The organism is Nocardia rhizosphaerae, assembly GCF_042650365.1.
GTDB lineage: Bacteria > Actinomycetota > Actinomycetes > Mycobacteriales > Mycobacteriaceae > Nocardia > Nocardia rhizosphaerae.
This window is the reverse complement of sequence record NZ_JBHSBA010000007.1, coordinates 176091-199249: the sequence shown is the minus strand read 5'-3', so window position 1 is coordinate 199249 and position 23159 is coordinate 176091. Positions and strand designations below refer to the sequence as shown.

Sequence of the window (23159 nt, the reverse complement as noted above, 5' to 3'; positions counted from 1 at the left end):
AGGACGGAACGTAACGTTTGTCTAGAATGGCTGACATGCCGAATGCGCACCGGCCGGGCGGACGCCCCCGCGACACCGGACTCGACCCCGCGATCACGGCGGCGACACTCGATCTGCTGGCCGAGGGCGGCTACCCGGCGGTGAGCGTCGGCGAGGTGGCCCGCCGGGCCCACACCTCCCGGCCCGCGATCTACCGGCGCTGGTCCGGTCGACCCGCGCTCGTCCTGGCCGCCGTCGAAAGCCGCCTCGACACTCCGCTACCACCGGATACCGGGTGCACGCTCTGCGACATGGCCGAGGGCCTGGCCATCTTCCTCGGCGCGTATCGCACCATCCGGCCGGAGGTATTCGGCGCCCTGTACGCCGAATGCGTCACCGACCCCGCGCTGCACCGGCGCTACCGCGAGGCGGTCATCGAACCGTCGCGGACGGCAGTCGGCGCGATGCTGCGCCGCGCCGTCGACCGCGGCGATCTCCGCGACGACGCCGATATCGATCAACTGCTCGACATCGTCGCCGCCTTCGTGCACTACCGCGCCCTGTTCGGCGAGCACCTCGACGACGACGACGCCGAACGCGCGATCGAGACCGTCATGCGCGGCGCCGCGGTGGATTACGATGCGCTGCTCGCACACAGCCTGGCCATGGACGGCGACCACATCGACGAGGCGGGTACCCACCACGTGCGCCTCGGCGAGCCGCACGACCTACCGCGATAGTCCGTGCGCCGGCGAGCCGCCCACCCACCCGGCGCGGGCAAGCGAAGGGCGGCACGGAATCAACTCCCCACCAGGAGCCGGTACGGCCGGGTTCCGACGTGCCAGAATGCGCCGATGACCATCAAGTTCGACGCACTCGATGCCGCCCTGCTGGCCGAGCTGGCCCAGGATCCGCGGGTGCCGATTCTCGAGCTGGCGCAGCGGCTCGGGATCGCGCGCAATACGGTGCAGGCGCGGATGAAACGGCTCGAGTCGTCGGGGGCGGTGCGTGGGTATCCGCCCGATATCGATCTGCAGGCGATCGGGCTCGCGGTGCACGCGTTTCTCGGAATCGAACTCGATCAGAACAAGATGGACCCCATCATCGAGACACTGCGCGGGTTTCCGCATGTGCTGGAGGTGCACGCCACCACAGGGCGGGCCGATCTGCTGGTCCGGGTCGCGGCGCGCTCGCAGCAGGATCTGCTGGAGATCATCCAGCGGGTGCACGCCATCGACGGGGTGAATCACACCGAGACCATGCTCGCGCTGGCCACCCCGATCGGATATCGCAGCCTCCCCCTGGTCGAGCATCTGACGACCCAGCCACCCGCACCCTGATGTGACGCAGGTCTCTGCCCACTCGAGCAGATTGACGCATCCACCGCAGTGGTCCAGATCACTTTTGAGCAGTCTGATCAATGTTTTGACCGACTGTTGACACCGATTGCCACTTCACGGCACATTTCGCAGCACCGAGAGCAAGTTCCTTCGTTGCGCAGCTCACGATCTGGGTTGTGGAAAGTGTGGTGAGGCGTCCATGACCACCGTCGTCTGTCCAACCTCCCGACCGCAGGCCGAGCCGGTCGCGCCCTACGATCTGGCCGATCGCTACCGCTCCGGCGCAGGCCCGGTGCTGCTCACCGGGGTGCAGGCCATCGCCCGGCTGCTCGTGGAGCAGCACGTGCGCGATCTGCGGGCCGGTCGCCGGGTGGCGACCTTCGTCTCCGGGTACCAGGGCAGCCCGCTGGGCGGCGTGGACAAGATGCTGCTGGACATGCCCGCGGTGCTCACCGAGCACGACATCACCTTCGTGCCCGGCCTCAACGAGGAACTGGCCGCCACCTCGGTGTGGGGCAGCCAGGCCGACCTGCCCGCTGGACGGCCGACCCACGACGGTGTGGTCGGCGTCTGGTACGGCAAGGGGCCGGGTGTCGACCGGGCGACCGACGCCATCCGCCACGCCAACATGTACGGCGTGAATCCGCGCGGCGGGGTCCTGCTGCTGGTCGGTGACGATCCGGCCTCCAAGTCGTCGACGGTGCCAGCGGTGAGCGAGCGTTCACTGGCCGCGATGGGCGTCCCGGTGCTGTTCCCGCGCAATGCCGAAGAGGTCGTCACGCTGGGCATGCGGGGCATCGCGCTGTCGCGGGCCTCGGGCTGTGTGGTGGCGCTGAAGATCGTGGCCGATGTCGCCGACGGCGCATGGACCGTGGACGGCAGCGTGGCCGAACTCTCCCTCACCGTGCCCGAAGTGCGGTGGGAGGGCAAGCCGTTCGTCTACCGGCAGCGGCCGATGGCGGCACCGGGTGACAGCGTGATCGCCGAGGCCGATCTGTACGGGCCGCGGTGGGAGCTGGTGCGGGCCTTCGGCGCGGCCAACGCACTCGATGTCATCGAGGTGGACCCCGCGACAGCGAAGGTCGGGATCGCCGCCACCGGAACGACTTTCGACGCGGTCCGGCAAGCCCTGCTCGACCTCGGTGTCGACGACGCGGCCATGCACCGTGCCGGAATCCGGTTGCTGCGCATCGGAATGCCGTATCCGGTCGGACCGGCCAAGGTGGCCGAGTTCGCGCGCGGACTCGAGCAGCTGATCGTGGTGGAGGACAAGACCGCGTTCGTCGAGACCCAGATCCGCGAGATCCTCTACGGCACCGCGAACGCGCCGCGCATCCTCGGCAAGCACGACGAGCGCGGGGGCAGGCTCATGCCCGCCGACGGCGAACTCACCCCCGGCCGTCTGCTCGGCCCACTGCGCCGGGTGCTGCGCGACCGAGTGGAGCTGAAAAGGGCTGCGCCGCCCGCACTTCCGCTGGAGGTGCTGTCCGCCGAACGGACCCCGTACTTCTGCAGTGGCTGCCCACACAACCGGTCCACCGCGCTGCCGGAGGGCTCGATCGGCGGCGGCGGGATCGGCTGCCACACACTGGTCACCCTGTCGGGCCGCGCCGACAGCGCGGTCACCGGACTCACCCAGATGGGCGGCGAGGGCAGCCAGTGGATCGGACAGGCGCCGTTCACCGACGTGCCGCACCTGTTCCAGAACATCGGCGACGGAACCTTCTTCCACTCCGGGCAGCTCGCGGTGCAGGCGTGTGTCGCGGCCGGGGTGAACATCACCTACAAACTGCTCTACAACGAGGTCGTCGCGATGACCGGCGCCCAAGACGTGAAGGGCATTCTCAGTGTCGCGGAGCTCACCCACAAGCTCACCCTGGAGGGCGTGCGGCAGATCATCGTGTGTGCCGAGGAGCCGAAACGGCACCGCAAGCGCGCGCTGGCCAAGGGCACCCTGCTGTGGCATCGCGACCGGCTCGACGAGGCCCAGCGCCTGCTGCGCGAGATCGAGGGCGTCACCGTACTGATCTACGACCAGCACTGCGCCGCCGACGCGCGCAGGCAGCGCAAGCGGGGCGCGCTGCCGGTCCGTAATACCAGGGTGGTGATCAACGAGGCCGTGTGTGAGGGCTGCGGCGATTGCGGCACCAAGTCGAACTGCCTGTCCGTGCAGCCGGTGGACACCGAGTTCGGGCGCAAGACCCGCATCGATCAGACCTCCTGCAATACCGACTACAGCTGTCTGGACGGTGACTGCCCGTCGTTCGTGACCGTCGAAACCGTTCCGGGCAAGTCACCGAAAGTCAAGCGCCGCACGGTAATCGAGCCGCCGTCGGTGGACGATCCAGGTTTCGGCACACCGCGGCGCACCCAGAATGTGCTGATCGCAGGCATCGGCGGCACCGGCATCGTGACCGTGAACCAAGTGCTGGCCACCGCCGCGCTGCGCGCCGGATACGAGGTGGAGAGCCTGGACCAGATCGGCATGAGCCAGAAGGCCGGTCCGGTGGTCTCACATCTGCGGTTCGCCTGCGGCGCGCTGGAACCGTCGAACCGGCTCACCCCTGGCAGCGCCGACTGCGTGCTCGCGATCGACCTGCTCACCGCCGCGGATCCCCGCTATCTGCCCTACGGGGACGCGGCGAGCACGGTGACCATCGCCTCGACCAGCCAGACCCCCACCGGCGACATGGTCTACGACAAGTCGACCAGCTACCCGGAGACCGGGCTGCTGCTGGACCGGGTCGCGGCGGTCTCGCGGACCGTCGAGCACTTCGACGCGCTCGCGGCGGCACAGACTCTGTTCGGCAATACGGCGACAGCCAACTTCCTGATCGTCGGTGCGGCCGTGCAGTCGGGTGGGTTGCGCCTGCCGGTCGCCGCGGTCGAGGAGGCGATCGGGATCAATGGTGTCGCGGTGGATGCCAATATCGCCGCCTTCCGCTGGGGGCGGCTCGCCGTCGCGGACCCGACCACGTTCGCCGCGGCGGTGACCGCGGGACAGCCCCGCCGTCGCGCGCCGGTGGTCCCCGCGGAACTGCTGGCGCACACCGGCTTCGAGGGCGAGGTCCGGCGGCTGGTGCAGCTGCGGGCGGCGAACCTGGTGGACTACCAGAACCTCGAGGTGGCCAGGCGTTACGTCGATACCGTCGAATTCGCCTGGGCGGCGGAACGTTCGGTCACCGACCGCACGGACTTCAGCGCGGCGGTTGCCCGCGGGCTGTACAAGTTCACTGCCTACAAGGACGAATACGAGGTGGCCCGGCTGCTGGTCGACCCGGCCTTCCTCGATGAGGTGCAGGCACAGGTTCCCGGCGGCGAGAAACTGACCTACAAGCTGCACCCGCCGATCCTGCGGGCCATGGGCAGGCGCAAGAAGATCGGCCTCGGCCCGCGCTCGCACCTGGCGCTGAAGGTGCTGGCCAAGGGCAAGGTGCTGCGCGGCACCAAGCTCGACCCCTTCGGCTACGCCCATGTGCGCAAGGTCGAGCGGGAACTGCTGGCCGACTACACCGCGATGGTGCGCAGGCTGGCCGGGGACCTGCGGCCGCAGAACTACGACACGGCCGTCGAAGCCGCCGCGCTGCCGGATGTGGTGCGCGGCTACGAGGACGTGAAACTCGGCAATGTCGAGCTGTACCGCGCCCGGCTGCGTGAGCTCGGCCTCGCCGGCTGACCCGCCGCACCCCCGCGGCACACCACAATCCGCCGCACATCCGCGGCACCACACCGTCGCCCCTGGCACAACCCGGATCGCGGCGGCCACCGGAAAGGAATCGAGACAGTGACCCTTGCGCACTCCGAGGCAGGCGTCTTCGGCCGATCGCACGAGTTGAGCGCCCGCGCCCACGAGCAGGTGGTGTTCTGCGAGGACGACAGGTCGGGGCTGAAGGCGATCATCGCCATCCACTCGACCGCGCTCGGCCCGGCACTAGGCGGAACCCGCTTCTACCCGTACGCCGATGAGTCCGCGGCGTTGCAGGATGTGCTGCGGCTGTCCTGGGGCATGACGTACAAGGCAGCGGCGGCGGGGGTCGACCTCGGTGGCGGCAAGGCGGTCATCATCGGTGATCCCGCGACCATGAAGAGCGAGGAGCTGCTCGCCGCCTACGCGCGCTTCGTCGACACCCTCGGCGGCCGCTATATCACCGCGGGTGACGTTGGCACCGACACCGACGATCTGGACGTCATCGGCAAGCACACCCGCCATGTCACCGGCCGCAGCGTCGCCGTGGGTGGCAGCGGCGACAGTGCCCGGCTGACCGCGCTCGGGGTTTTCCACGCCATGCGAGCCGGTGCCGAATTCGTCTGGGGCGCGCCGACCCTGGCCGGTCGCACGGTCGGTGTCGAGGGGGTGGGCAAGGTCGGCCGCGAGCTCACCGCGCTGCTGCTCGCCGACGGCGCGGAGGTCTGCGTGACGGACGTGAACGAGGTGGCGCTGCGCCGCATCGCCGAAGAACAGCCGGCCGTGCGGCTGCTGTCGACCGTGTCCACCGCGCCGGTCGACGTGTACGCGCCGTGCGCGATGGGAGCCACGCTCACCCCGGCGAGCGCGGCGACGATCGAGGCGAAGCTGATCTGCGGCGCGGCCAACAACCAGCTCGCGACCCCCGACGTGGAGCAGGCGCTGACCGAGCGTGGCATCACCTGGGTGCCCGATTTCGTCGCCAACGGCGGCGGTCTCATCCAGGTGGCGGGCGAGCTGCGCGGCGCCGGCCCGGCCGAGGTCGAGGCCGAGGTGACCGAGATCTACCGGCGCTGCCGCGAGATCATCGCCGACGGCGTGACCGAGGGGATCGGGACCGGCGCCGCCGCCAACCGGTTCGCCGAGCGCCGTCTCGACGCGATTCCGAGGTCGCACCGATGATCGGCACGAACGGCCTGTTCCGTACCAAATCGGTCGAGGAGTCGATCCGCGATACCGACGAACCGGATGCCAAGCTCCGCAAGGATCTGACCGCCCGCGATCTCACCGTCTTCGGTGTCGCGGTGGTGATCGGTGCGGGCATCTTCACGCTCACCGCGCGCACCGCGGGCTCGGTGGCCGGACCGTCGGTCTCGCTCGCCTTCGTGCTCGCCGCCGTCGCCTGCGGGCTCACGGCGCTGTGCTACGCCGAATTCGCCTCCACCGTGCCGGTGGCCGGCAGCGCGTACACCTTCGCCTACGCCACCTTCGGCGAGGTGATCGCCTGGATCATCGGCTGGGATCTGATCCTCGAGTTCGCGCTCGCGGTCTCGGTGGTCGCCAAGGGGTGGTCGCAGTATCTCGGCGATCTCCTCGGAACCTCCGCGCCGGTGCTCGAATTCGGCTCGGTACGGTTCGACTGGGGCGCGGTGGCGATCATCGCGGTGGTCGGGGTGCTGCTGGCCACCGGCACCAAGCTGTCGTCGCGGGTGTCGGCGATCGCCGTCGCGATCAAGCTCGGCGTGATCGCCCTGGTGCTCGTGGTCGGCGCGACCTACTTCAAGGCGTCGAACCTGACCCCCTACATTCCGCCCGCGCAACCGTCGGAGCAGGCCGAGGGACTGCGGCAGTCGCTGCTGGCGTTCCTCACCGGATCCGGCGGCACCAGCTACGGCTGGTACGGCCTGCTCGCGGCGGCCAGCCTGGTGTTCTTCGCGTTCATCGGCTTCGATGTGGTGGCCACCACCGCCGAGGAGACCCGCAACCCGCAGCGCGACATCCCGCGCGGCATCCTCGGGTCACTGGCCATCGTGACGGTGCTCTACATCGCGGTCTCGCTGATCCTCACCGGCATGGTGCACTACACCGAGCTGGCAGGCGGAAATGCCACCCTGGCCACGGCTTTCGCGCTCAACGGCGCGACCTGGGTGAAGAACGTGATCGCCGTCGGGGCGCTGGCCGGACTGTCGACGGTGGTCATGGTGATGTATCTGGGGCAGACCAGGGTGCTGTTCGCGATGGCTCGCGACGGTCTGCTCCCCCGCGGGCTGGCCAAGACCAGCGGTAAGGGCACGCCGGTCCGGCTGACCGTGCTCGTCGGTGTGGTGTGCGCGCTGCTCGCCGGGTTCGTCGACTTCGGCACGCTGGAGGAGATGGTCAATATCGGCACCCTGGTCGCGTTCGTGCTGGTGTCGGTCGGGGTGCTGGTGCTGCGGCGGACCCGCCCCGACCTGCCCCGCGGTTTCCGGGTGCCGTTCGTCCCGGTGGTCCCGATCCTGGGTGCGCTGTCCTGCCTGTGGCTGATGCTCAACCTCTCGATCGAGACCTGGCTGCGGTTCGTGATCTGGATGGCCCTCGGTGTCGTCGTCTACTTCGCCTACGGCCGCGCGCACTCGGTGCTCGGTCGACGGCGGGAGCCGGTGGCCGAGCCGGAGCTGACGACGGCACGGTAGCCGAGATCCCTTGGGCGGCCCCGCTCCGCGGTCGAGCGGGGCCCGCCTGGCCTGGGCCGACCGAGGCGCCGACCAGCGCTTACGGCAGCCCGTGGCACTCAGTGCCAGATCGGGTGAAATAATTCCCTCCGACAACCAGGGCAAGGCGATGTTGGGAGTACTGCAGTGGAGTTGATCGGAGTGATCGGTGGCGGCACCATGGGTGCCGGTATCGCGGAGGTGTGCGCCAAGGCCGGAAGCTCGGTGCTCGTGCTCGAGACCAAGCAGGAGTTCGCCGATGCCGCGCAGCAGCGCATCGCCGGATCCATCGGCAAGGGCGTCGCCCGCGGCAAGATCACCCAAGAGGAGGCCGACGCGGCGATCGCGCGCGTGCGGGTCACCCTGGACATCGACGAGTTCGCCGACCGTGACCTGGTGATCGAGGCCGCGCCGGAGATCGAGTCGGTGAAGTACGAGATCTTCGGCAAGCTGGACAAGATCGTCAAGCCCGAGGGCATTCTGGCCACCAACACCTCCTCGATCCCGGTGATCAAGGTGGCCGGTGCCACCGAGCGGCCCGAGCGGGTCGTCGGCGTGCACTTCTTCAACCCGGTTCCGGTGATGCCGCTGGTCGAGATCATCTCGACGCTGGTCACCGCGCCGGAGGCGGCCGCCGCCGTCACCGACTACGCCAAGAACACCCTCGGCAAGCTGACCGTACAGGCCGGTGACCGCTCCGGCTTCATCGTCAACGCACTGCTCATCCCGTACCTGTGCTCGGCGATCAGGATGCTCGAGTCCGGCTACGCGACCGCCGAGGACATCGACGCGGCCATGAAGGGCGGCTGCGGCTACCCGATGGGCCCGCTGACCCTGCTCGACACCGTCGGCCTCGACATCGCGCTGGCCGCCTCGGAGTCGCTGTACGCCGAGTTCGCCGAGCCGCACCTGGCACCGCCCGCACTGCTGCGCCGCATGGTCGACGCGGGCCGCCTCGGCCGCAAGACCGGCCGCGGCTTCTACGACTACGCGAGCTGAGCGAGCACGCCGTGGGAGCGAGCACCCGGCTCCCACGGCGACGCCTCACGCCGGGGTGAGCTGGCCCGCACCGGGTGCGGGGAAGAAGCCGACCTCGATGTAGTGATCGAAATACCGGCTGATGACCGTGGCATCCACCGCGGGGAACCGGATCGGCCGCCCCCGATCCGGTGCCGCCGGGGCGCTGGACTCCACCGCGCTGAGCACCGTGGCCGGTGAGGCCGCGGCGACGGCGGCCGCGTAGTTGCCGCTCAGCGCGGAAGCACGCGCCAGGATCGGGTCCGCGTCGGCGAGTTCGGCCGCCGTACTCAGTGCGATGCCGAATTCCATCGGGTCGACGAAGTCGAATCGGTAACCGCGACGGACGATTTCCGCATGCACCAGCTCGAGCGACACTTCCGCCCCCGCGACCCGGTGGATGCCGCCGAGCGCGTCCACCTCGCGCGAGCGGCCGACGATCCCGGCGGCGACCTGGTCGACCGGCGCCATGGCCACCCCGATCGTGCGCACATCCACGGCCACACCGAGCACGAGCATGGCCCGCAGCATGGTCCACCAGGCGTCCTCGGCGGGCGCGACGCCGGTGCGCGAGTCACCGGTGATCAGGCCGGGACGATAGACGGCGATCGGCACGCCGCGCTCGATCGCGGCCCGTACGAGCTGCTCGGCGACCCATTTGGTCAGCGCGTAGCCGGGCAGCCCACCCGGTACCCCGTCCGCCTGCGGGATGCCGGCCAGCACCGACAGCGTGGACACGTAGTGGACCGGTTTGAGCTTGCCGGTGGTCGCCAGCCGCAGCACCTCGGTGGTGCCGCCGACATTCGCCTCGCGCATCCTGGCGTACGGCTCGAGGTGATTCACCAGCGCGCCGTTGTGATAGATCGCGTCGATTTCGGTGGCGAGCTCGGCGAATCGCGCGGGCTCGAGCCCCAGCCGCGGCTGCGCGAGATCGCCTGGCACACCGACGATCCGGGACAGGTACGGGCGCAGGTCGAGGTGGTAGGACGCCGCGGTGGCCAGGACGCGATCCACCGCGCCTGCCGCATCGGTGGCGCGGACCAGGCAGTACACGGTGGCTCCGGTCTGGCGCAGCAGCTCACGCAGCAGGAAGCTGCCGAGGAAACCGGTGGCGCCGGTGAGCAGGACCGTGGCCGGTTCGCCCTGCCTGCCCGGCGCGCAGCCCGCCGGGTCGACGGCGGGATCGAGCACGGTGTCGGCCGCCGGGTCGGGGCCTGCCCCCGCGGCCGCCGACTCGTCGCGTACCGCCAGCGCGAGGTCACTGACCAGCGGATAGCTGAACAGCAGCCGCAGCGGAACCTCGATACCGAGGCGCTGCGCCAGGGCCGCGCGCACTCGGATCGCCGAGAGCGAGGTGCCGCCGAGGACGAAGAAGTCGTCGTCGCGCCCCACCCGGTCCAGGCCGAGCACGTCGGCGACGACCTCGGCCACCGCCTGTTCGTCGGCGGTCGCGGGCGCCCGGTACTCGCGCACCTCCAGCTCGGGTGCGGGCAGCGCCTTGCGGTCGAGCTTGCCGGTGGCGCCGAGCGGGAACTCGTCGAGTACCAGCAGACGATGCGGAATCAGGTACGGCGGCAACAGGGTGCGGATCGTCGCGTGCACGTCGGCGACATCGACGGTCCGGTCGGTCGCGGCGATGACGTAACCGACGAGCTGTTCGTGGTGCACCGTCACCGCAGCACCCGCCACCCCGTGATGGGCGCGCAGCGCCGCCTCGATCTCACCCGGCTCGATGCGCAGGCCGTGCAGTTTGAGCTGCACGTCGGTGCGGCCGAGGTAGGTCAGCGCGCCCGAGGCCAGCCTGCGGACCAGATCGCCGGTGCGGTACATCCGCGCGCCGGGCGGACCGGCCGGGTCGGCCACGAAACGTTCGGTGGTCTTGTCCGGGCTACCGAGGTAGCCGCGCGCCAGCTGGGCACCGGCGAGGTACAGCTCGCCGGGCGTGCCGACCGGCACCGGCCGCAGCCTGGCGTCGAGGACGTAGGCGCGGGAGTTCCAGTGCGGCGTGCCGATCGGGACGATCCCGTCGCCCACCTCGGTCACATCGGCCGCGGTGATCGACACCGTCGCCTCGGTCGGCCCGTACAGATTGTGCAGCCTGCCCGCGGTGGCGGTGGTGAAGCGGGCGATGGTGGCGTTGGGCAGCGCCTCGCCGCCGACCCACACCGCGCGCACCGAGCGCAGGCTGCCCGCGGGCGCCGCGTCGAGCAGCAACTGCAGGACCGAGGGCACGATGGTGGTGCCGGTGACCCGGTGCCGGGCGATCAGCCCGGCCAGGTAGCCCGGATCGGTGAGCCGCGCGGACGCGGCCACGATCATGTGCGCGCCCGCGCGCAACGGCGTCGCGAACCCGATCATCGAGGCGTCGAAGGTGAACGGGATCGACTGCAGGATCGTGTCGGACTCGGTGACCGCGTACTCGCCGACCATGTAGGCCGCCTGGTTGACGATCGCCGCGTGCGGTACCCCGACACCCTTGGGCTTGCCGGTGGAGCCGGAGGTAAAGATCACGTAGGCCAGGTCCTGGCCGCGCAACGGCCGCAGGCGATCGGAATCGGTGAGCCACGTGTCCGGGAAGGCTTGCAGCGCACCGGAACTCGACACCAGGTCCACCGCGATCACCGGCGGCCCTTCGACCGCGACGGTGTCGGCAGCGGTGGTGAGCACGCAGACCGGCGCGGCCACCGCCACGATGTCGGCGCGGCGCTCGGCGGGCGCGTCCGGATCGATCGGCACGTAGGCGCCGCCTGCGGCGAACACCGCGTACATCGCGACGACCAGGTCGATCGAGGGCCGGATCGCCACCCCGACCGTACTGCCGGGACCGACACCGGTGGCCACCAGCAAGCGGGCCAGCCGGTTCACCCGGCTCGCCAGTTCGCCGTAACCGAGGGTGCGCTCGCCGAAGGTGACCGCTGGTGCGTCCGGGCGGCGGCGTGCCTGGGCCGCGAAGGCATCGAGCAGGGTGGGGTCGGGCACCGGGCGCTGGTGCCCCGCGGGCTCGGTCCGCTCGGCCGGGATCAGCAGCGGCAGGTCACCGACGGGTCTGCGGGGCGCGGCGGCGGCCGCGGCGAGCAGGCCGGTCAGGCGCAGGCCGAGGGCCGCCATCGTGGACTCGTCGAACAGGTCGGTGGCGTAGCGCCAGGAGCAGCGCAGCCCGGCCGGGCCGTCGGTATCCTCGTGCGGGACGACGGTGAGCTGCAGGTCCACCGGGGCGACCTCTTCGCCCAGGTCGACCGCCGACACCACGAGGCCGGGCAGTTCCAGCCGCACGCCGCCGAAGTTCTGGAACGACAGCGCCACCTGATACAGCGGGTGGTGGGCCTGGGTACGCGGTGGGTCGAGCTCGGCGACGAGGCGTTCGAACGGCACATCGGCGTTGGCGAAGGCGGCCAGATCGGATTCACGCACCCGCTCCAGCAGCGCGGCGAAGGATTCGCCCGCGTCGATCCGGGTGCGCAGCACCACCGTGTTGACGAACATGCCGACCAGATCGTCGAGTTCGGGTTCGCCGCGGCCCGCGACCGGGGCGCCGATCGTGACGTCCGCGGTGCCTGCCACCCGGGCCAGCAGCACCGCCAGCGCGGTCCGCACCACCATGAACAGCGAGGCGTTGTGTGCGCGCGCCAGCTCCTCCAGTTCCCGATGCAGGTCGGCGTCGAGCGTGAAGTGCCGCAGGGCGCCACGGCTGCCCGCCACCGGGGGACGCGGCCGGTCGGTCGGCAGTTCCAGCAGCGTGGGGGCACCGGCGAGAGTGTCGCGCCAGTAGCCGAGCTGGGTGGCCAGCAGCGAGCCGGGATCGTCGGCCGCGCCGAGCACCTCCTGCTGCCAGAGGGTGTAGTCGGCGTACTGCACCGGCAGCGGCGTCCACTGCGGCGCGGTCCCCGCGGCGCGGGCGGCGTAGGCGGTCATCAGGTCGCGGGTGAGCGGGCCGAGCGAGAAGCCGTCGGTAGCGATGTGGTGCACCACCACCGCGAGCACGTGTTCGGTCGCCGAGAGCTGGAACACGGCCGCCCGCACGGGAACCCGGGCACACACGTCGAAGCCGCCGACGGTGAGCCGGGCCAGTGCCGTGCGCAGTTCGTGCTCGGCGATCGCGGTGACGGCCACGTCGAGGCCGGCCTCGGCCACCTCGAGCACGCGCTGACATCCCTGGCCGTCGTGTTCGGGGTACACGGTGCGCAGGACCTCGTGCCGCCGCTGCACATCGTCGAGGGCGGCGGTGAGCGCGGCGGTGTCGAGCTGCCCGGACAGCCGCAACGCGACCGGGACGTTGTAGGTGGCGGCACCGGGATCCAGGCGCGCCATGAACCACATCCGCTGCTGGGCCAGCGACAGCGGCACCCGCTCACCGCGTGCACGCCGGGTCAGCGGCACCCGCGCGGCAGCGTCGCCTGCCAGGGCGTCCAGCGCGGCGGCCAGGTCGGCGACCGTGCCGTGTTCGAAGACTGTGCGGGCGGGGACCCGGACGGCGATCTCGGCACCGAGCCGCCCGGCCAGCCGGGTGGCGAGCAGCGAATTGCCGCCGAGGGCGAAGAAGTCGTCGTCGCGGCCGACGAGCGCGGTGCCGAGCAGTTCGGCGAACACGGCGGCCACGGTTTCCTCGGTGCCCGGTCGTGGTGGCGCGAACGCGCGAGCGGTGAGTTCGGGTTCGGGCAGGGCACGGTGGTCGACCTTGCCGACGGGCGTCAGCGGCAGCCGGTCGAGCGCGACGATCGCGGCGGGCACGGCGTGGCGGGGCAGCTGTCGTTCGGCCAGGGCGGTCAGGGCGTCCTGGTCGATCCGCGCGCCCGGCACCGGCACCACGTAGGCGACGAGGGCGTCGGCGCCGCTGGGCAGGGTGCGCACCAGCGTGGTGGCACTGCGCACGGATTCGTCCGCGGCCAGCACCGCGTCGATCTCGCCGAGCTCGATGCGGAAGCCGCGCAGCTTCACCTGCGAGTCGGTGCGGCCGAGGAACACCAGCTGCGGTTCGTCGCGGCCCGCCCGCTCCCAGCGGACGAGATCACCGGTGCGGTAGAGGCGTCCACCCGAGACCGGATCGGCGACGAAGCGGGCCGCGGTGAGCCCGGCCCGCGCGTGGTAGCCGCGGGCCATGCCCGGCCCGGCCAGGTACAGCTCGCCGGGCACCCGGTCCGGGACCGGCCGCAACCGGTGATCGAGAACGACGGCCTTCATGCCCGCGATCGGCGCGCCGATGGTGATCGGGTCGCCGGGGGTGAGCGGGTCGCTGATGGTGACGATGGCCGTGGTCTCGGTGGGGCCGTATACGTTGTGGAACCGGCGGCCGGGCGACCAGCGGCTGATCAGGTCCGGTGGCAGCGCCTCGCCGCCGACGGCGAGTGCGGTGAGATCCGGCAGTGCCGACGGGTCGGCGGCCGCCAGCACGGCGGGGGTGATGAACGCGTGGGTGACCCGTTCGGTGCGCAGCAGGTCGGTGAGCTCGTCGCCGCCGTACACGTCGGGCGCGGCGATCACCATGGTCGCGCTGGCGCCGACGGCCAGCAGCAGTTCCAGGATGCTGGCGTCGAAACTGGGCGAGGCGAAGTGCAGCGTGCGTGAGGTGCCGGTGATCCCGAAGCGGCGGATCTGCTCGGTGCACAGCCCGGAAAGGCCGGTGTGGGTGACCGCGACGCCTTTGGGCATGCCGGTCGAGCCCGAGGTGTAGATGAGGTAGGCGAGGTCGGCGCCGAAGAGTCGGCGGGTGCGGTCGGCGGAGGTCACCGGGGTGTCGGTGAGCTGGGCCAACTCCGCCCTGGTCGGCTCGGAATCCAGCGCCAGCCAGGACAGCCCGGCGCCGAGCCGTTCGGTGTCGGTCGCGAGGGCGATGCCGAAGCCCGCCCCGGAATCGGTGAGCATGTGCGCGACGCGTTCGGCCGGGTAGCGCGGGTCGACGGGGACGAAGGCGGCGCCGGTCTTGGCGACGGCCCACAGCGCGACGATCGAGTCGAGCGACCGGGTCAGCGCCAAGACCACCCGATCGCCCGGCCCGACACCGCGTCCGATCAGCAGCCGCGCGAGCTGGGAGGACTGCTGGTCGAGTTCGGTGTAGGTGAGCGAACGGCCCGAGAAGCGGACGGCCTCGGCCTCGGGTGCGCGCTCGACCGCGGCCATGAGCAGATTCGGGAGCGTGGTGAAAATCTTTCGCCGCGGACGGCGCTGGGCACGAGGATGGACGCCAGAAGCTTGCTCGGACACCGTTAACGCTCCCCTTCACCATGGAAACCCATGCATATCGCACTGCACGACCGTCGCTGGGACTCGCGACCTGCCAGGAGTATCGGGAAAATCCCGCGTGACGGTACCGGAAATATCGCATCAATTCCGGAACATAGCCAACTCGATGGTTTGACCAGCGACCTTCCGGGAATAGCCAACTGCTCGGTCTGTAATCCCGGTCATACGCAGGCCATATGCAGGACAAACGATGCTTCTGCTGGATGGAGGTGTTTCACATTCTTCCGCAATCCGCACCGGTACCGGTGACCTGCGAATTCACCGCTACCCCTGGGGAAAACGCGAAGACCGGAGACCGCATCGGCGGCCTCCGGTCGGCGGAGTGGAACTGCGGGATCGGTTACCAGGCGGTAGCCGCGACGACCTCGTCCTGGCGCCGATCGAGCGAGGGATCCTGGACGCGAGTGGCGCCCGCTTCGATCCATTCGGTATCGAGCACACCGTGCCGGGAACGGTCGGTGCCGCGCACCGCGGCCTCACACCGGCGCGCCAGCTCGCGGCGGTCCGAACCGGGCTGCTCCAGCGGTTCCAGCACGATCTCCACGACCATACCCTTGCTGCGCAGCACCCGCTCGGCCGAATCGGCGAAGGTGTCCTCGCCGACGAAACCCGGCACCGTGCAGGGCGTTCCATGCCGGTCCAGGTAGCGCAGCCGCACCGGCTGCACCGGGGTGGCACTGTCGATCGCGGCCTGGAACATGGCAGGCCGCATCGAACCGTAGGCGCGGCCACACCAGGTGGTGCCCTCGGGGAACAGCGCGATCCGGTTCCCGTCGGCAAGGCGCTGCGCGACCTGCCCGACCACACCAGGCAATTCGCGCAGGTTGGCCCGCTCGATCGGGATCACCCGCGTGAGCCGAGCCAGCTTGCCGAGCACCGGCCACTCGAGCATATCGGCCCTCGCCACGAAACTCACCGGCTGCACCGCGGCCAATGCCACCACATCGGACCAGCCGATATGCCCGGTCACCACCAGCACCGGCGACCCGGGATCGGCGAATCCGGCCGTCGCCGCCTGCTCGGCGGGCCGGTTGTCGACGATGCGCAGGCGCATCCCGAGGCAGCCGAGCGCCGCCTTGGCATAGCGGCGCTGCAGGTTCTCCCGCCGCGATTTCGGGGTGGCCGCGGTGAACACCGGGAAGCTCAGGACCAGTCCGAGCATGCCCGCCAGGCGGGCGTACATCCTGGCGGTGCCGACCTTGTCGATCGGCTCGATGCAGCCGGAACCACAGGGGCTCGACGGCATCCACGAGTGCGAATGGGTGGCGGGCGGCGCGTCGAACACCATGGCGGTTACTTCCCGTCGAGATTGGCGGCCGCGCTCTGCAGCCGCTCCAGGTACCGGGTGTTGATGGTTTCCATGCCGAGCAGAGCGACGAAGTCGGCGACCGCGAACGCGGGATCGTGCGCCGGTTCGCCACAGATCTCGGCGCCGAGCCGCAGATAGCCGCGCAGCAGCGGCGGTAACTTGGGGCGGCTCGGCGGAGTCAGCTCATCCAGGGTCATGCCGTCGACGACCACCGGGTTGTACGGGTGCACCCGGCGTTCCGGGTCGCACGCGTGGCGGCCGAGCAACATGTCACGCACGCCGCGCACGTTCACTCCCGCCGGGTCGGCCGGACCGTCCTGCATCGGCACCGACACACAACCCATCACCCAGTCGTAGCCGGTGAGCTGGATGTAGTGCAGGATCCCCGCCCACATCAGGGTGAGAACCGAGCCGTTGCGGTGATCGGGAACCACGCAGGCGCGGCCCATCTCGACGATCCGGTAGCCCGCCGGGTCGAGCTGGGCGAGATCGAACTCGGTCGCGGTGTAGTACCCGCCCGCCGCGGCCACCTTGTCCGGCGGCAGCATCCGGTAGCAGCCGACGAACTGCTCGGTGAACTCGTCGCGCACCAGCAGGTGGTCGCAGTGCTCGTCGAAACGGTCGGCGTCGAGACCGGTGCCGGTGTCAGGGATCTGGAAGCCCGGCTCGGACGCGAAGACCTGGAAACGCAGACGCTGCGCGGCCTCGCGATGATCGGCGTCGGAGGCCACGACCAAGGAGTACCGAGACTTCCCCACCCCGGTGTCCGGCGCCGGGGCGGTCAACACGGACGTATTTCTCATACCGCTGATGAAGCCAGCCCGAGCTGGCATCGGAGCGACACCGTGGTGACGGGTCGATGCCCGTTCGGTGAACGAGATACCCGTCACACCACGCGTTTACCGCGGCGCCGCCCATCGTTCGCTCACCTGCGGGTTTCCGGCCGGACAACACCGAGAACGGGGCCTGATCAGTCCGTGTGATCCGTTTCGGCGGACCACGTTTCGCGTCTCTTCCAGCGCGCCACGTGACGCGCGTCGACCCGCCGCGCGGGCGGCGGGTCGACAGGAAATCTCAGCCGGCCGCTCGCTCGCGGACGGGTGGCTCGGCCACCTCGCCCGCGGGTGCCGGAGCCTCGGCCCCGACCGGAACCCGCTCGGCCTCGTCGAAGCCGGGGCGCGCGGTACCGGCGAAGGCGACCAGCCACGACGCCACCGCGGCGAAGCGGTTGCGGAAGCCGACCAGGTACAGCAGGTGCACGGCCAGCCACATCGCCCAGGCGATGGTGCCGCGGAAGGTGATGCGCTCGTTGAGCTTCACCACCGCGCTGAACCGGCTGATCACGGCCATGCTGCCCTTGTCCCAGTAGACGAAGGGGGTGCCCGCGTCCTTCTTGCGGCGGATGATGTCGGCGGCGTGGCGGCCCTCCTGCATGGCCACCGGCGACTGACCGGGGTAGCCGTTGAGCGAGGTCATGTCGCCGATGGCGTAGATGTCGGCGTGGCCGCCGACGGTCAGGTCGGGGTTGATCAGCAGGCGGCCCGCGCGGTCGGTCTCGGCACCGGTGGCCTCGGCCAGCAGCTTCGCGAACCCGCCCACCTGCACGCCGGCCGACCACACCACGGTCTCGGCGGCGATACCGCGCTCGATGCCATCGGCGTCGCGCACGGTCACCTTGCCCTCGTCGATATCGGTGACGAAAGTACCGAGCAGCACCTCGACGCCGCTGTCGGTGAGCGAACGCTTCGCGTATTCCGAGAGTCCGCCGCCGAACGGGGGCAACACCTCGCCCGCCCCCTCGACCAGGGTGACCGAGACCGCCTGGTGGAAGTGCCGCTTGGCGAGCTCCTTGATCTGGCCCGCCACCTCGACGCCGGTCGCGCCCGCGCCGACGACGACGAAGCTGAGCAGCTTCTGCCTGGTGGCCGGGTCGGCCTTCGCGGCGGCGGCGAATACCGAGGCGATCTGGTCGCGCAGGCGCTGCGCGTCGTCGATGGTCTTGAGCGAGAAGGTCTTCTCGGCGAAGTCGTCGCGCCCGAAGTAGCTCTGGCTGGCGCCGGTGGCCGCGATCAGCGAACCGTAGCCGATCCGGCGGGTACCCTCGGCGGTCTCGTAGGTGAGGACGGCGGCCTCGGCGTCGATACCGGTGACCTTGCCGAGCCGGACGTCGGCGCCGGGGTAGCGGCGCAGTACGTTCTTGATCGGCGGGGCGATCTCCTCGGGCGCCAGCACGCCGGTAGCCACCTGGTACAGCAGCGGCTGGAACAGGTGCTCGGGCGTGCTCGAGATCAGGACGTAGTTGATTCGTGACTTGCTCAGTTGCTTCGCAGCGGCGAGTCCGCCGAAGCCCGAACCGACGATGACGACATCCGTGTGTTCCATGATCGCGCGCTCCAAGATCGGTAATGAGTCCTTTCATATGAGTAAACGCGATGCGGAACGCAGATGTTTCCAGTGTTTGGGCGCATACTGAAGATGACTCTTATCTGCATGACTAATAAATAGGAGGGACCTGGTGGAACTTCGCCAGCTGGCGTATTTCGTGGCGGTCTGCGAGGAGCTCAGTTTCAGCCGTGCCGCGAGCCGCTGCTTCATCTCCCAATCCGCGATCAGCCACCAGATCGCGAGACTCGAACGTGACCTGGGCGCCCAGCTGTTCGAGCGCACCACCAGAGCCGTCGTCCCCACCGACGCCACGCTTCGGCTGCTACCGCTGGCCAAGCAGATGCTGAGCCTGGAATCGGCGATCCGGGCCGCGGTGCGCACCACCGGGCCACGCATCCGACTGGCCGCGAACATGTCCTTCGCGGCGCGCTCGCTCTCGGCGATCGCCGCCGCGCGCGCCGCGCACCCCGATGCCGAGATCGAGTACGTCATCAAACCGTTCCGTCAGCGGATCACGGCGGTCGCCGACGGCGACTGCGATCTGGCGCTGATCCGCGGCAGCGTCGACCAGCCAGGCCTGGCCGTGGAGCAGCTCTGGGTCGAGGACCTGGTGATCGCCATTTCGAGCAGTCATCCCCTGGCCGGACGCGGCGCGGTCACCCTCGCCGACCTCGCGCCCTACCCCCTGCTCCTCCCGCCCGAACAGGAACAGGTCCTGCTGCACACCCTGATCCGCACCGCCTTCGCCGACCTGCCGACCGGGCCCACCTTCGGCCCGCCGATCCCGCCCGACCACACCGCCACCATGGAGCTGCTCAACCGGCCGGAATCCTGGACGATCCTCTACGAGGGCCCGACCAGAGGGCTGCTCACGCTCGACCTCACCGATCACCGCCTGCGCATCCCGGTCTCGGCCGTGCTCCGGGAGGACGCGCGCGAGAATCCCATCGTGAAGACCCTGCTGGACGCGCTGCACCGGCGGTAGGCCACGCTGAACCGCCACATATCGCTCGAACAGTCGATTTTCCTGCCACGAGCGCGGTGTGTGAAGGCTCAGCGTGGGCAGTCACCCCCCCCAGCGCGTAGGCGACGGCGGTGTGCAGAGCGAGCATCTCGGGATCCTCGTCCTCGATCGCCCAGGTCATCTCCTCGACCGCGCGCACGAGTGCCCAGCCGCGGGCGCGCTCGGGGTCGACGTCGAGGGCCGCCGCGGTGGCGGCGACCACGGTGTCGGCGTGTTCGCGCGTCGGCTGGACCTGAGTCTGGATCATCAGCAGGAAGCCCGCGTCGAATGCCGCCTCACCCAGGCAGGGTTTCGGGTCGATCAGCAGCCACGGTTCCCGTTCGGCGGCGACGATATTGCCGAGGTGAGTGTCGCGGTTCACCAGCAGCGCGGGGCCGTCCGTGGAGGCCAGTGCCGCACACCAGGATTCGGCGCGGTCACGCAGGGCGGGGGAAAGGAGCGCTGCCAGTTCGGGTTCCGGGTCGCGCAGGCGCGCGCCGAGCGCGAGCGGGATGCCGGTGGCGAGCGGCAGCGGTGGGAATCCGGGCGGTGCCTCCGGGACCGGGCGGCGGAGTCGGCGGTACAGCGCACCGGCCGAAGCCACCTTGTCCGCGTGTTCGGGCAGGCCCTCCAGGCTCGGAAAACCCGGCTGGGTCAGCAGTTCCGTGCCGGGACGGGCCCATTCGAGCAGCATCGCACCGCTGTCGGCGGCGTACTCGTACAGCCGGACGGCACCGTAGCCCGCGTACAGGTGGAGCGCGGTGGCCTCGGCGACGTTCTCCTCGTCGACCATCGGCACCTTCAGCACCGCACCCGACCCGTCGCCGCGGCGTACTCGGGCCACATACGCATGGGTGCCGCCGTGGAACGGGGCGGAGAAGTCGGCGAGTCCCCACCGCTGCGCCAGTCCCATCACCAGCTCGGGCAACTCCCCGATCCACTGTTGCCCCTGGGCGCCGAACACCTCGCGCACCGTTTCCTCGACCGTGTCCGGCAGCACCACCGGCATCCGTCCCAGCGACATCAGCCCACCCTGCCCCGAGGCCGCCGCGGTCCGCAACGCCATATCCACTGGACAGCCGACCACCGGACCTGCGAGCGTACGTAGATGACCGCCCAGGATCCCCACACCTGCCCCGACGGCTACGAGGTCTCCACCGATCCTCACCGCATCGATGCCGCCCGCGTGCACGCGTGGTTGTCCACCGACTCGTACTGGGCACGTGGCATCTCCAGGGACCGCCAAGACCGCGCCATCGCCGAATCGCTCAACTTCGGGCTGTACGAGCAGGTTTCGGGAACTCAGGTGGCCTATGCCAGGGTCGTCACCGACACCGCCACCTTCGCCTGGCTCTGCGACGTCTACGTCGACCGCGCGGTCCGCGGCAAGAACCTCGGCACCGCGCTGATCGCCGCCGTCGACGCGCACTTGGCGCCGCTCGGCCTGCGCCGCGTCATGCTGGCGACGGCCGACGCTCACGGCCTCTACGCGAAGTTCGGCTTCCGACGTCCGGAGTCCACCGATATCTGGATGATCAAGGCGCGCGAATAGTTCCGGTCGCCGCGGCGGAGTATCAGCGGTCGCTCATCGCGGCGAGCAACCGCCGTCCCGCAACGGCGCGGGCCGGTCGCGCGGCGTTCGCCGCACGACCGGCCCGGATCCGGCGCGAAAGACCGATCAGCCCTTGTGGGACTTGACCGCCTCGGTCAGCTGCGGGGCGACGTTGAACAGGTCGCCGACGATGCCGTAGTCGGCGATCTCGAAGATCGGGGCCTCTTCGTCCTTGTTGACCGCGACGATGGTCTTCGAGGTCTGCATGCCGGCGCGGTGCTGGATGGCGCCGGAGATGCCGAGGGCGATGTAGAGCTGCGGGGAGACCGTCTTACCGGTCTGACCCACCTGGAACTGGCCCGGGTAGTAGCCCGAGTCGACGGCGGCACGCGAGGCGCCGACGGCGGCACCGAGCGAGTCGGCCAGCGCCTCGACGACCGCGAAGTTGTCGGCGGAACCGACACCGCGACCACCGGAGACCACGATGCCGGCCTCGGTGAGCTCCGGACGGTCACCGGCGACGATCGGCTCGCGCGAGACGACCTTGACCACGCCCTCTTCCTGCGCGGGCACGGCGACGGCGACCTGCTCGCCCGCACCGGCCTGCGCGGCCGCCTCGACGGCGCCGGGGCGGATCGAGATCACCGGCACGTCGCCGGTGGCCTTGGCGTCGACGGTGAACGCGCCACCGAAGATGGAGTGCACGGCCGAGCCGTCGGCGTTGACGCCGATGACGTCGACGAGCAGGCCGGAGCCGATGCGCGCGGCGAGGCGGCCCGACACCTCCTTGCCTTCGGCGGTGGCGGCGACCAGCACGGCGGCGGGCGAGGCGGACTCGACCAGACCGGCGAGCACGTCGACCTTCGGGGTGACCAGGAAGCCGTCGACGTCGTCGGACTCGGCGACGTAGATCTTCTCGGCGCCCGCGGCGGCCAGCGCGGAGGCCAGCTTCTCGGCGGTACCGGCCGGGCCGGTGACGACGGCGGCGGGCTCGCCCAGGGTGCGGGCGGCGGTGAGCAGTTCGGTGCTGACCTTCTTCACGGCACCGTCGGCGTGCTCGACGAGCACAAGTACTTCAGCCATTGTTCTTTCTCCTCGAAAAGTCTCAGCAGGCTCGGGCCGGATCAGATGATCTTCTGACCGATGAGGTAGGTGGCGATCTGGTTGCCGCCCTCGCCCTCGTCCGCGATCTTCTCGCCCGCGGTGCGCGGCGGCTTCGGGGTGGACCCGGTGACCTGGGTGCCCGCGTTGGCGACACCGACGGTCGACGGGTCGATGCCGAGGTCGGCCAGGGTGAAGACGGTGACTTCCTTCTTCTTCGCGGCCATGATGCCCTTGAAGGACGGGAAGCGCGGCTCGTTGATCTTCTCGGTGACCGAGACGATGGCGGGCAGCGAGGCCTCCAGCTTGAACACGCCCTCGTCGGTCTCGCGCTCGCCGGTGATCTTGTCGCCGTCGACGGTCAGCTTGCGCAGGTGGGTCAGCTGCGGGATGCCGAGGTACTCGGCGATGATCGCCGGAACGGCACCGGCGCGGCCGTCGGTGGCCTCGTTGCCCGCGATGACCAGCTCGACGCCCTCGACCTGGCCGAGCGCGCCCGCGAGCACCCATGCGGTCTGCACGGCGTCGGAGCCGTGGATCGCCGGGTCGTTGATGTGGATGGCCTTGTCGGCACCCATGGACAGCGCCTTGCGGATGGCCTCGGTGGCCCGATCCGGACCGGCGGCCAGCACGGTGACCTCGCCGCCCTGCGCCTCCTTGATCAGCAGCGCTTCCTCGACGGCGCGCTCGTTGATCTCGTCGAGGACGGCGTCGGCGGCCTCGCGATCGAGGGTGAAGTCACCATCGGAGAGCTTGCGCTCGGACCAGGTGTCGGGAACCTGCTTGATGAGTACGACGATGTTCGGCATCGGTCTCCGTCGACCTCCTTCTGAGTACACGTGTGTGATGGCCGCACGAGCG

15 protein-coding genes are annotated in these 23159 nt (G+C 70.1%); 8 read left to right on the top strand and 7 right to left on the bottom strand.

The window, feature by feature from the left end:
* Positions 1-35: 35 nt before the first annotated feature.
* The 6 genes from ACFOW8_RS15730 (at position 36) to ACFOW8_RS15705 (ending at position 8693) form a co-directional block, all read left to right on the top strand.
* Positions 36-719 (top strand): TetR/AcrR family transcriptional regulator, encoded by a 684-nt coding sequence (locus tag ACFOW8_RS15730; protein ID WP_378551364.1) that lies wholly within the window; start codon positions 36-38, stop codon positions 717-719.
* Positions 720-833: 114 nt separating this feature from the next.
* Positions 834-1319: an Lrp/AsnC family transcriptional regulator gene (locus tag ACFOW8_RS15725; protein WP_378551363.1), complete on the top strand. Its 486-nt coding sequence runs from the start codon at positions 834-836 to the stop codon at positions 1317-1319.
* 199 nt (positions 1320-1518) lie between these two features.
* Positions 1519-4995 carry an indolepyruvate ferredoxin oxidoreductase family protein gene (locus ACFOW8_RS15720; RefSeq protein WP_378551362.1) on the top strand — a complete coding sequence of 1159 codons (3477 nt, stop codon included), beginning with the start codon at positions 1519-1521 and terminating at the stop codon, positions 4993-4995.
* A 99-nt stretch (positions 4996-5094) separates the two neighbouring features.
* Positions 5095-6186 (top strand): Glu/Leu/Phe/Val dehydrogenase dimerization domain-containing protein, encoded by a 1092-nt coding sequence (locus ACFOW8_RS15715; RefSeq protein WP_378552026.1) that lies wholly within the window; start codon positions 5095-5097, stop codon positions 6184-6186.
* Positions 6183-7676, top strand: coding sequence for an APC family permease (locus ACFOW8_RS15710; protein WP_378551361.1), 1494 nt, complete (start codon positions 6183-6185; stop codon positions 7674-7676). Before ACFOW8_RS15715 ends, ACFOW8_RS15710 begins: the two co-directional genes overlap by 4 nt.
* A gap of 165 nt (positions 7677-7841) precedes the next feature.
* Entirely contained in the window at positions 7842-8693 is an 852-nt protein-coding gene (locus tag ACFOW8_RS15705) for a 3-hydroxybutyryl-CoA dehydrogenase (protein ID WP_378551360.1), read from the top strand.
* Positions 8694-8738: 45 nt separating this feature from the next.
* On the opposite strand, the gene ACFOW8_RS15700 is transcribed toward ACFOW8_RS15705, so the two are convergent.
* From ACFOW8_RS15700 to ACFOW8_RS15685, 4 genes are all read right to left on the bottom strand, one after another.
* Positions 8739-14825, bottom strand: a complete 6087-nt coding sequence (locus ACFOW8_RS15700; protein ID WP_378551359.1) for a non-ribosomal peptide synthetase — start codon at positions 14823-14825, stop codon at positions 8739-8741.
* Positions 14826-15288: 463 nt separating this feature from the next.
* Positions 15289-16236: a lysophospholipid acyltransferase family protein gene (locus ACFOW8_RS15695; RefSeq protein WP_378551358.1), complete on the bottom strand. Its 948-nt coding sequence runs from the start codon at positions 16234-16236 to the stop codon at positions 15289-15291.
* A gap of 5 nt (positions 16237-16241) precedes the next feature.
* A complete protein-coding gene (locus ACFOW8_RS15690) occupies positions 16242-17060 on the bottom strand; it encodes a GNAT family N-acetyltransferase (RefSeq protein ID WP_378551357.1) in 819 nt (272 codons plus the stop codon).
* A 271-nt stretch (positions 17061-17331) separates the two neighbouring features.
* Entirely contained in the window at positions 17332-18639 is a 1308-nt protein-coding gene (locus ACFOW8_RS15685; RefSeq protein ID WP_378551356.1) for an NAD(P)/FAD-dependent oxidoreductase, read from the bottom strand.
* A 133-nt stretch (positions 18640-18772) separates the two neighbouring features.
* On the opposite strand from ACFOW8_RS15685, the gene ACFOW8_RS15680 reads away from it, so the two are divergent.
* Positions 18773-19627, top strand: a complete 855-nt coding sequence (locus ACFOW8_RS15680) for a LysR family transcriptional regulator (protein WP_378551355.1) — start codon at positions 18773-18775, stop codon at positions 19625-19627.
* Here ACFOW8_RS15680 and ACFOW8_RS15675 read toward each other — a convergent pair.
* A complete protein-coding gene (locus ACFOW8_RS15675) occupies positions 19524-20669 on the bottom strand; it encodes an aminoglycoside phosphotransferase family protein (RefSeq protein ID WP_378551354.1) in 1146 nt (381 codons plus the stop codon). The genes ACFOW8_RS15680 and ACFOW8_RS15675 overlap by 104 nt on opposite strands.
* A gap of 84 nt (positions 20670-20753) precedes the next feature.
* Between ACFOW8_RS15675 and ACFOW8_RS15670 the strand changes: the two genes are divergently transcribed.
* On the top strand, positions 20754-21197 hold the full coding sequence (locus tag ACFOW8_RS15670) for a GNAT family N-acetyltransferase (protein WP_378551353.1): 444 nt from the start codon (positions 20754-20756) through the stop codon (positions 21195-21197).
* Between the two features lie 126 nt (positions 21198-21323).
* Here the strand turns inward: ACFOW8_RS15670 and ACFOW8_RS15665 are convergent, their stop codons facing one another.
* Together ACFOW8_RS15665 and ACFOW8_RS15660 are read right to left on the bottom strand one after the other, a co-directional pair.
* Entirely contained in the window at positions 21324-22280 is a 957-nt protein-coding gene (locus tag ACFOW8_RS15665; protein WP_378551352.1) for an electron transfer flavoprotein subunit alpha/FixB family protein, read from the bottom strand.
* A gap of 41 nt (positions 22281-22321) precedes the next feature.
* Positions 22322-23107 (bottom strand): electron transfer flavoprotein subunit beta/FixA family protein, encoded by a 786-nt coding sequence (locus tag ACFOW8_RS15660; RefSeq protein WP_378551351.1) that lies wholly within the window; start codon positions 23105-23107, stop codon positions 22322-22324.
* Positions 23108-23159: the final 52 nt, after the last annotated feature.

Coding starts and splice junctions, on each gene's coding strand:
- ACFOW8_RS15685 (WP_378551356.1), bottom strand. CDS start 18,639: ATGGAACACACGGATGTCGTCATCGTCGGTTCGGGCTTCGGCGGACTC.
- ACFOW8_RS15700 (WP_378551359.1), bottom strand. CDS start 14,825: ATGGCCGCGGTCGAGCGCGCACCCGAGGCCGAGGCCGTCCGCTTCTCG.
- ACFOW8_RS15725 (WP_378551363.1), top strand. CDS start 834: ATGACCATCAAGTTCGACGCACTCGATGCCGCCCTGCTGGCCGAGCTG.
- ACFOW8_RS15730 (WP_378551364.1), top strand. CDS start 36: ATGCCGAATGCGCACCGGCCGGGCGGACGCCCCCGCGACACCGGACTC.
- ACFOW8_RS15660 (WP_378551351.1), bottom strand. CDS start 23,107: ATGCCGAACATCGTCGTACTCATCAAGCAGGTTCCCGACACCTGGTCC.
- ACFOW8_RS15690 (WP_378551357.1), bottom strand. CDS start 17,060: ATGAGAAATACGTCCGTGTTGACCGCCCCGGCGCCGGACACCGGGGTG.
- ACFOW8_RS15675 (WP_378551354.1), bottom strand. CDS start 20,669: ATGTCGCTGGGACGGATGCCGGTGGTGCTGCCGGACACGGTCGAGGAA.
- ACFOW8_RS15670 (WP_378551353.1), top strand. CDS start 20,754: ATGACCGCCCAGGATCCCCACACCTGCCCCGACGGCTACGAGGTCTCC.
- ACFOW8_RS15665 (WP_378551352.1), bottom strand. CDS start 22,280: ATGGCTGAAGTACTTGTGCTCGTCGAGCACGCCGACGGTGCCGTGAAG.
- ACFOW8_RS15710 (WP_378551361.1), top strand. CDS start 6,183: ATGATCGGCACGAACGGCCTGTTCCGTACCAAATCGGTCGAGGAGTCG.
- ACFOW8_RS15720 (WP_378551362.1), top strand. CDS start 1,519: ATGACCACCGTCGTCTGTCCAACCTCCCGACCGCAGGCCGAGCCGGTC.
- ACFOW8_RS15695 (WP_378551358.1), bottom strand. CDS start 16,236: ATGGTGTTCGACGCGCCGCCCGCCACCCATTCGCACTCGTGGATGCCG.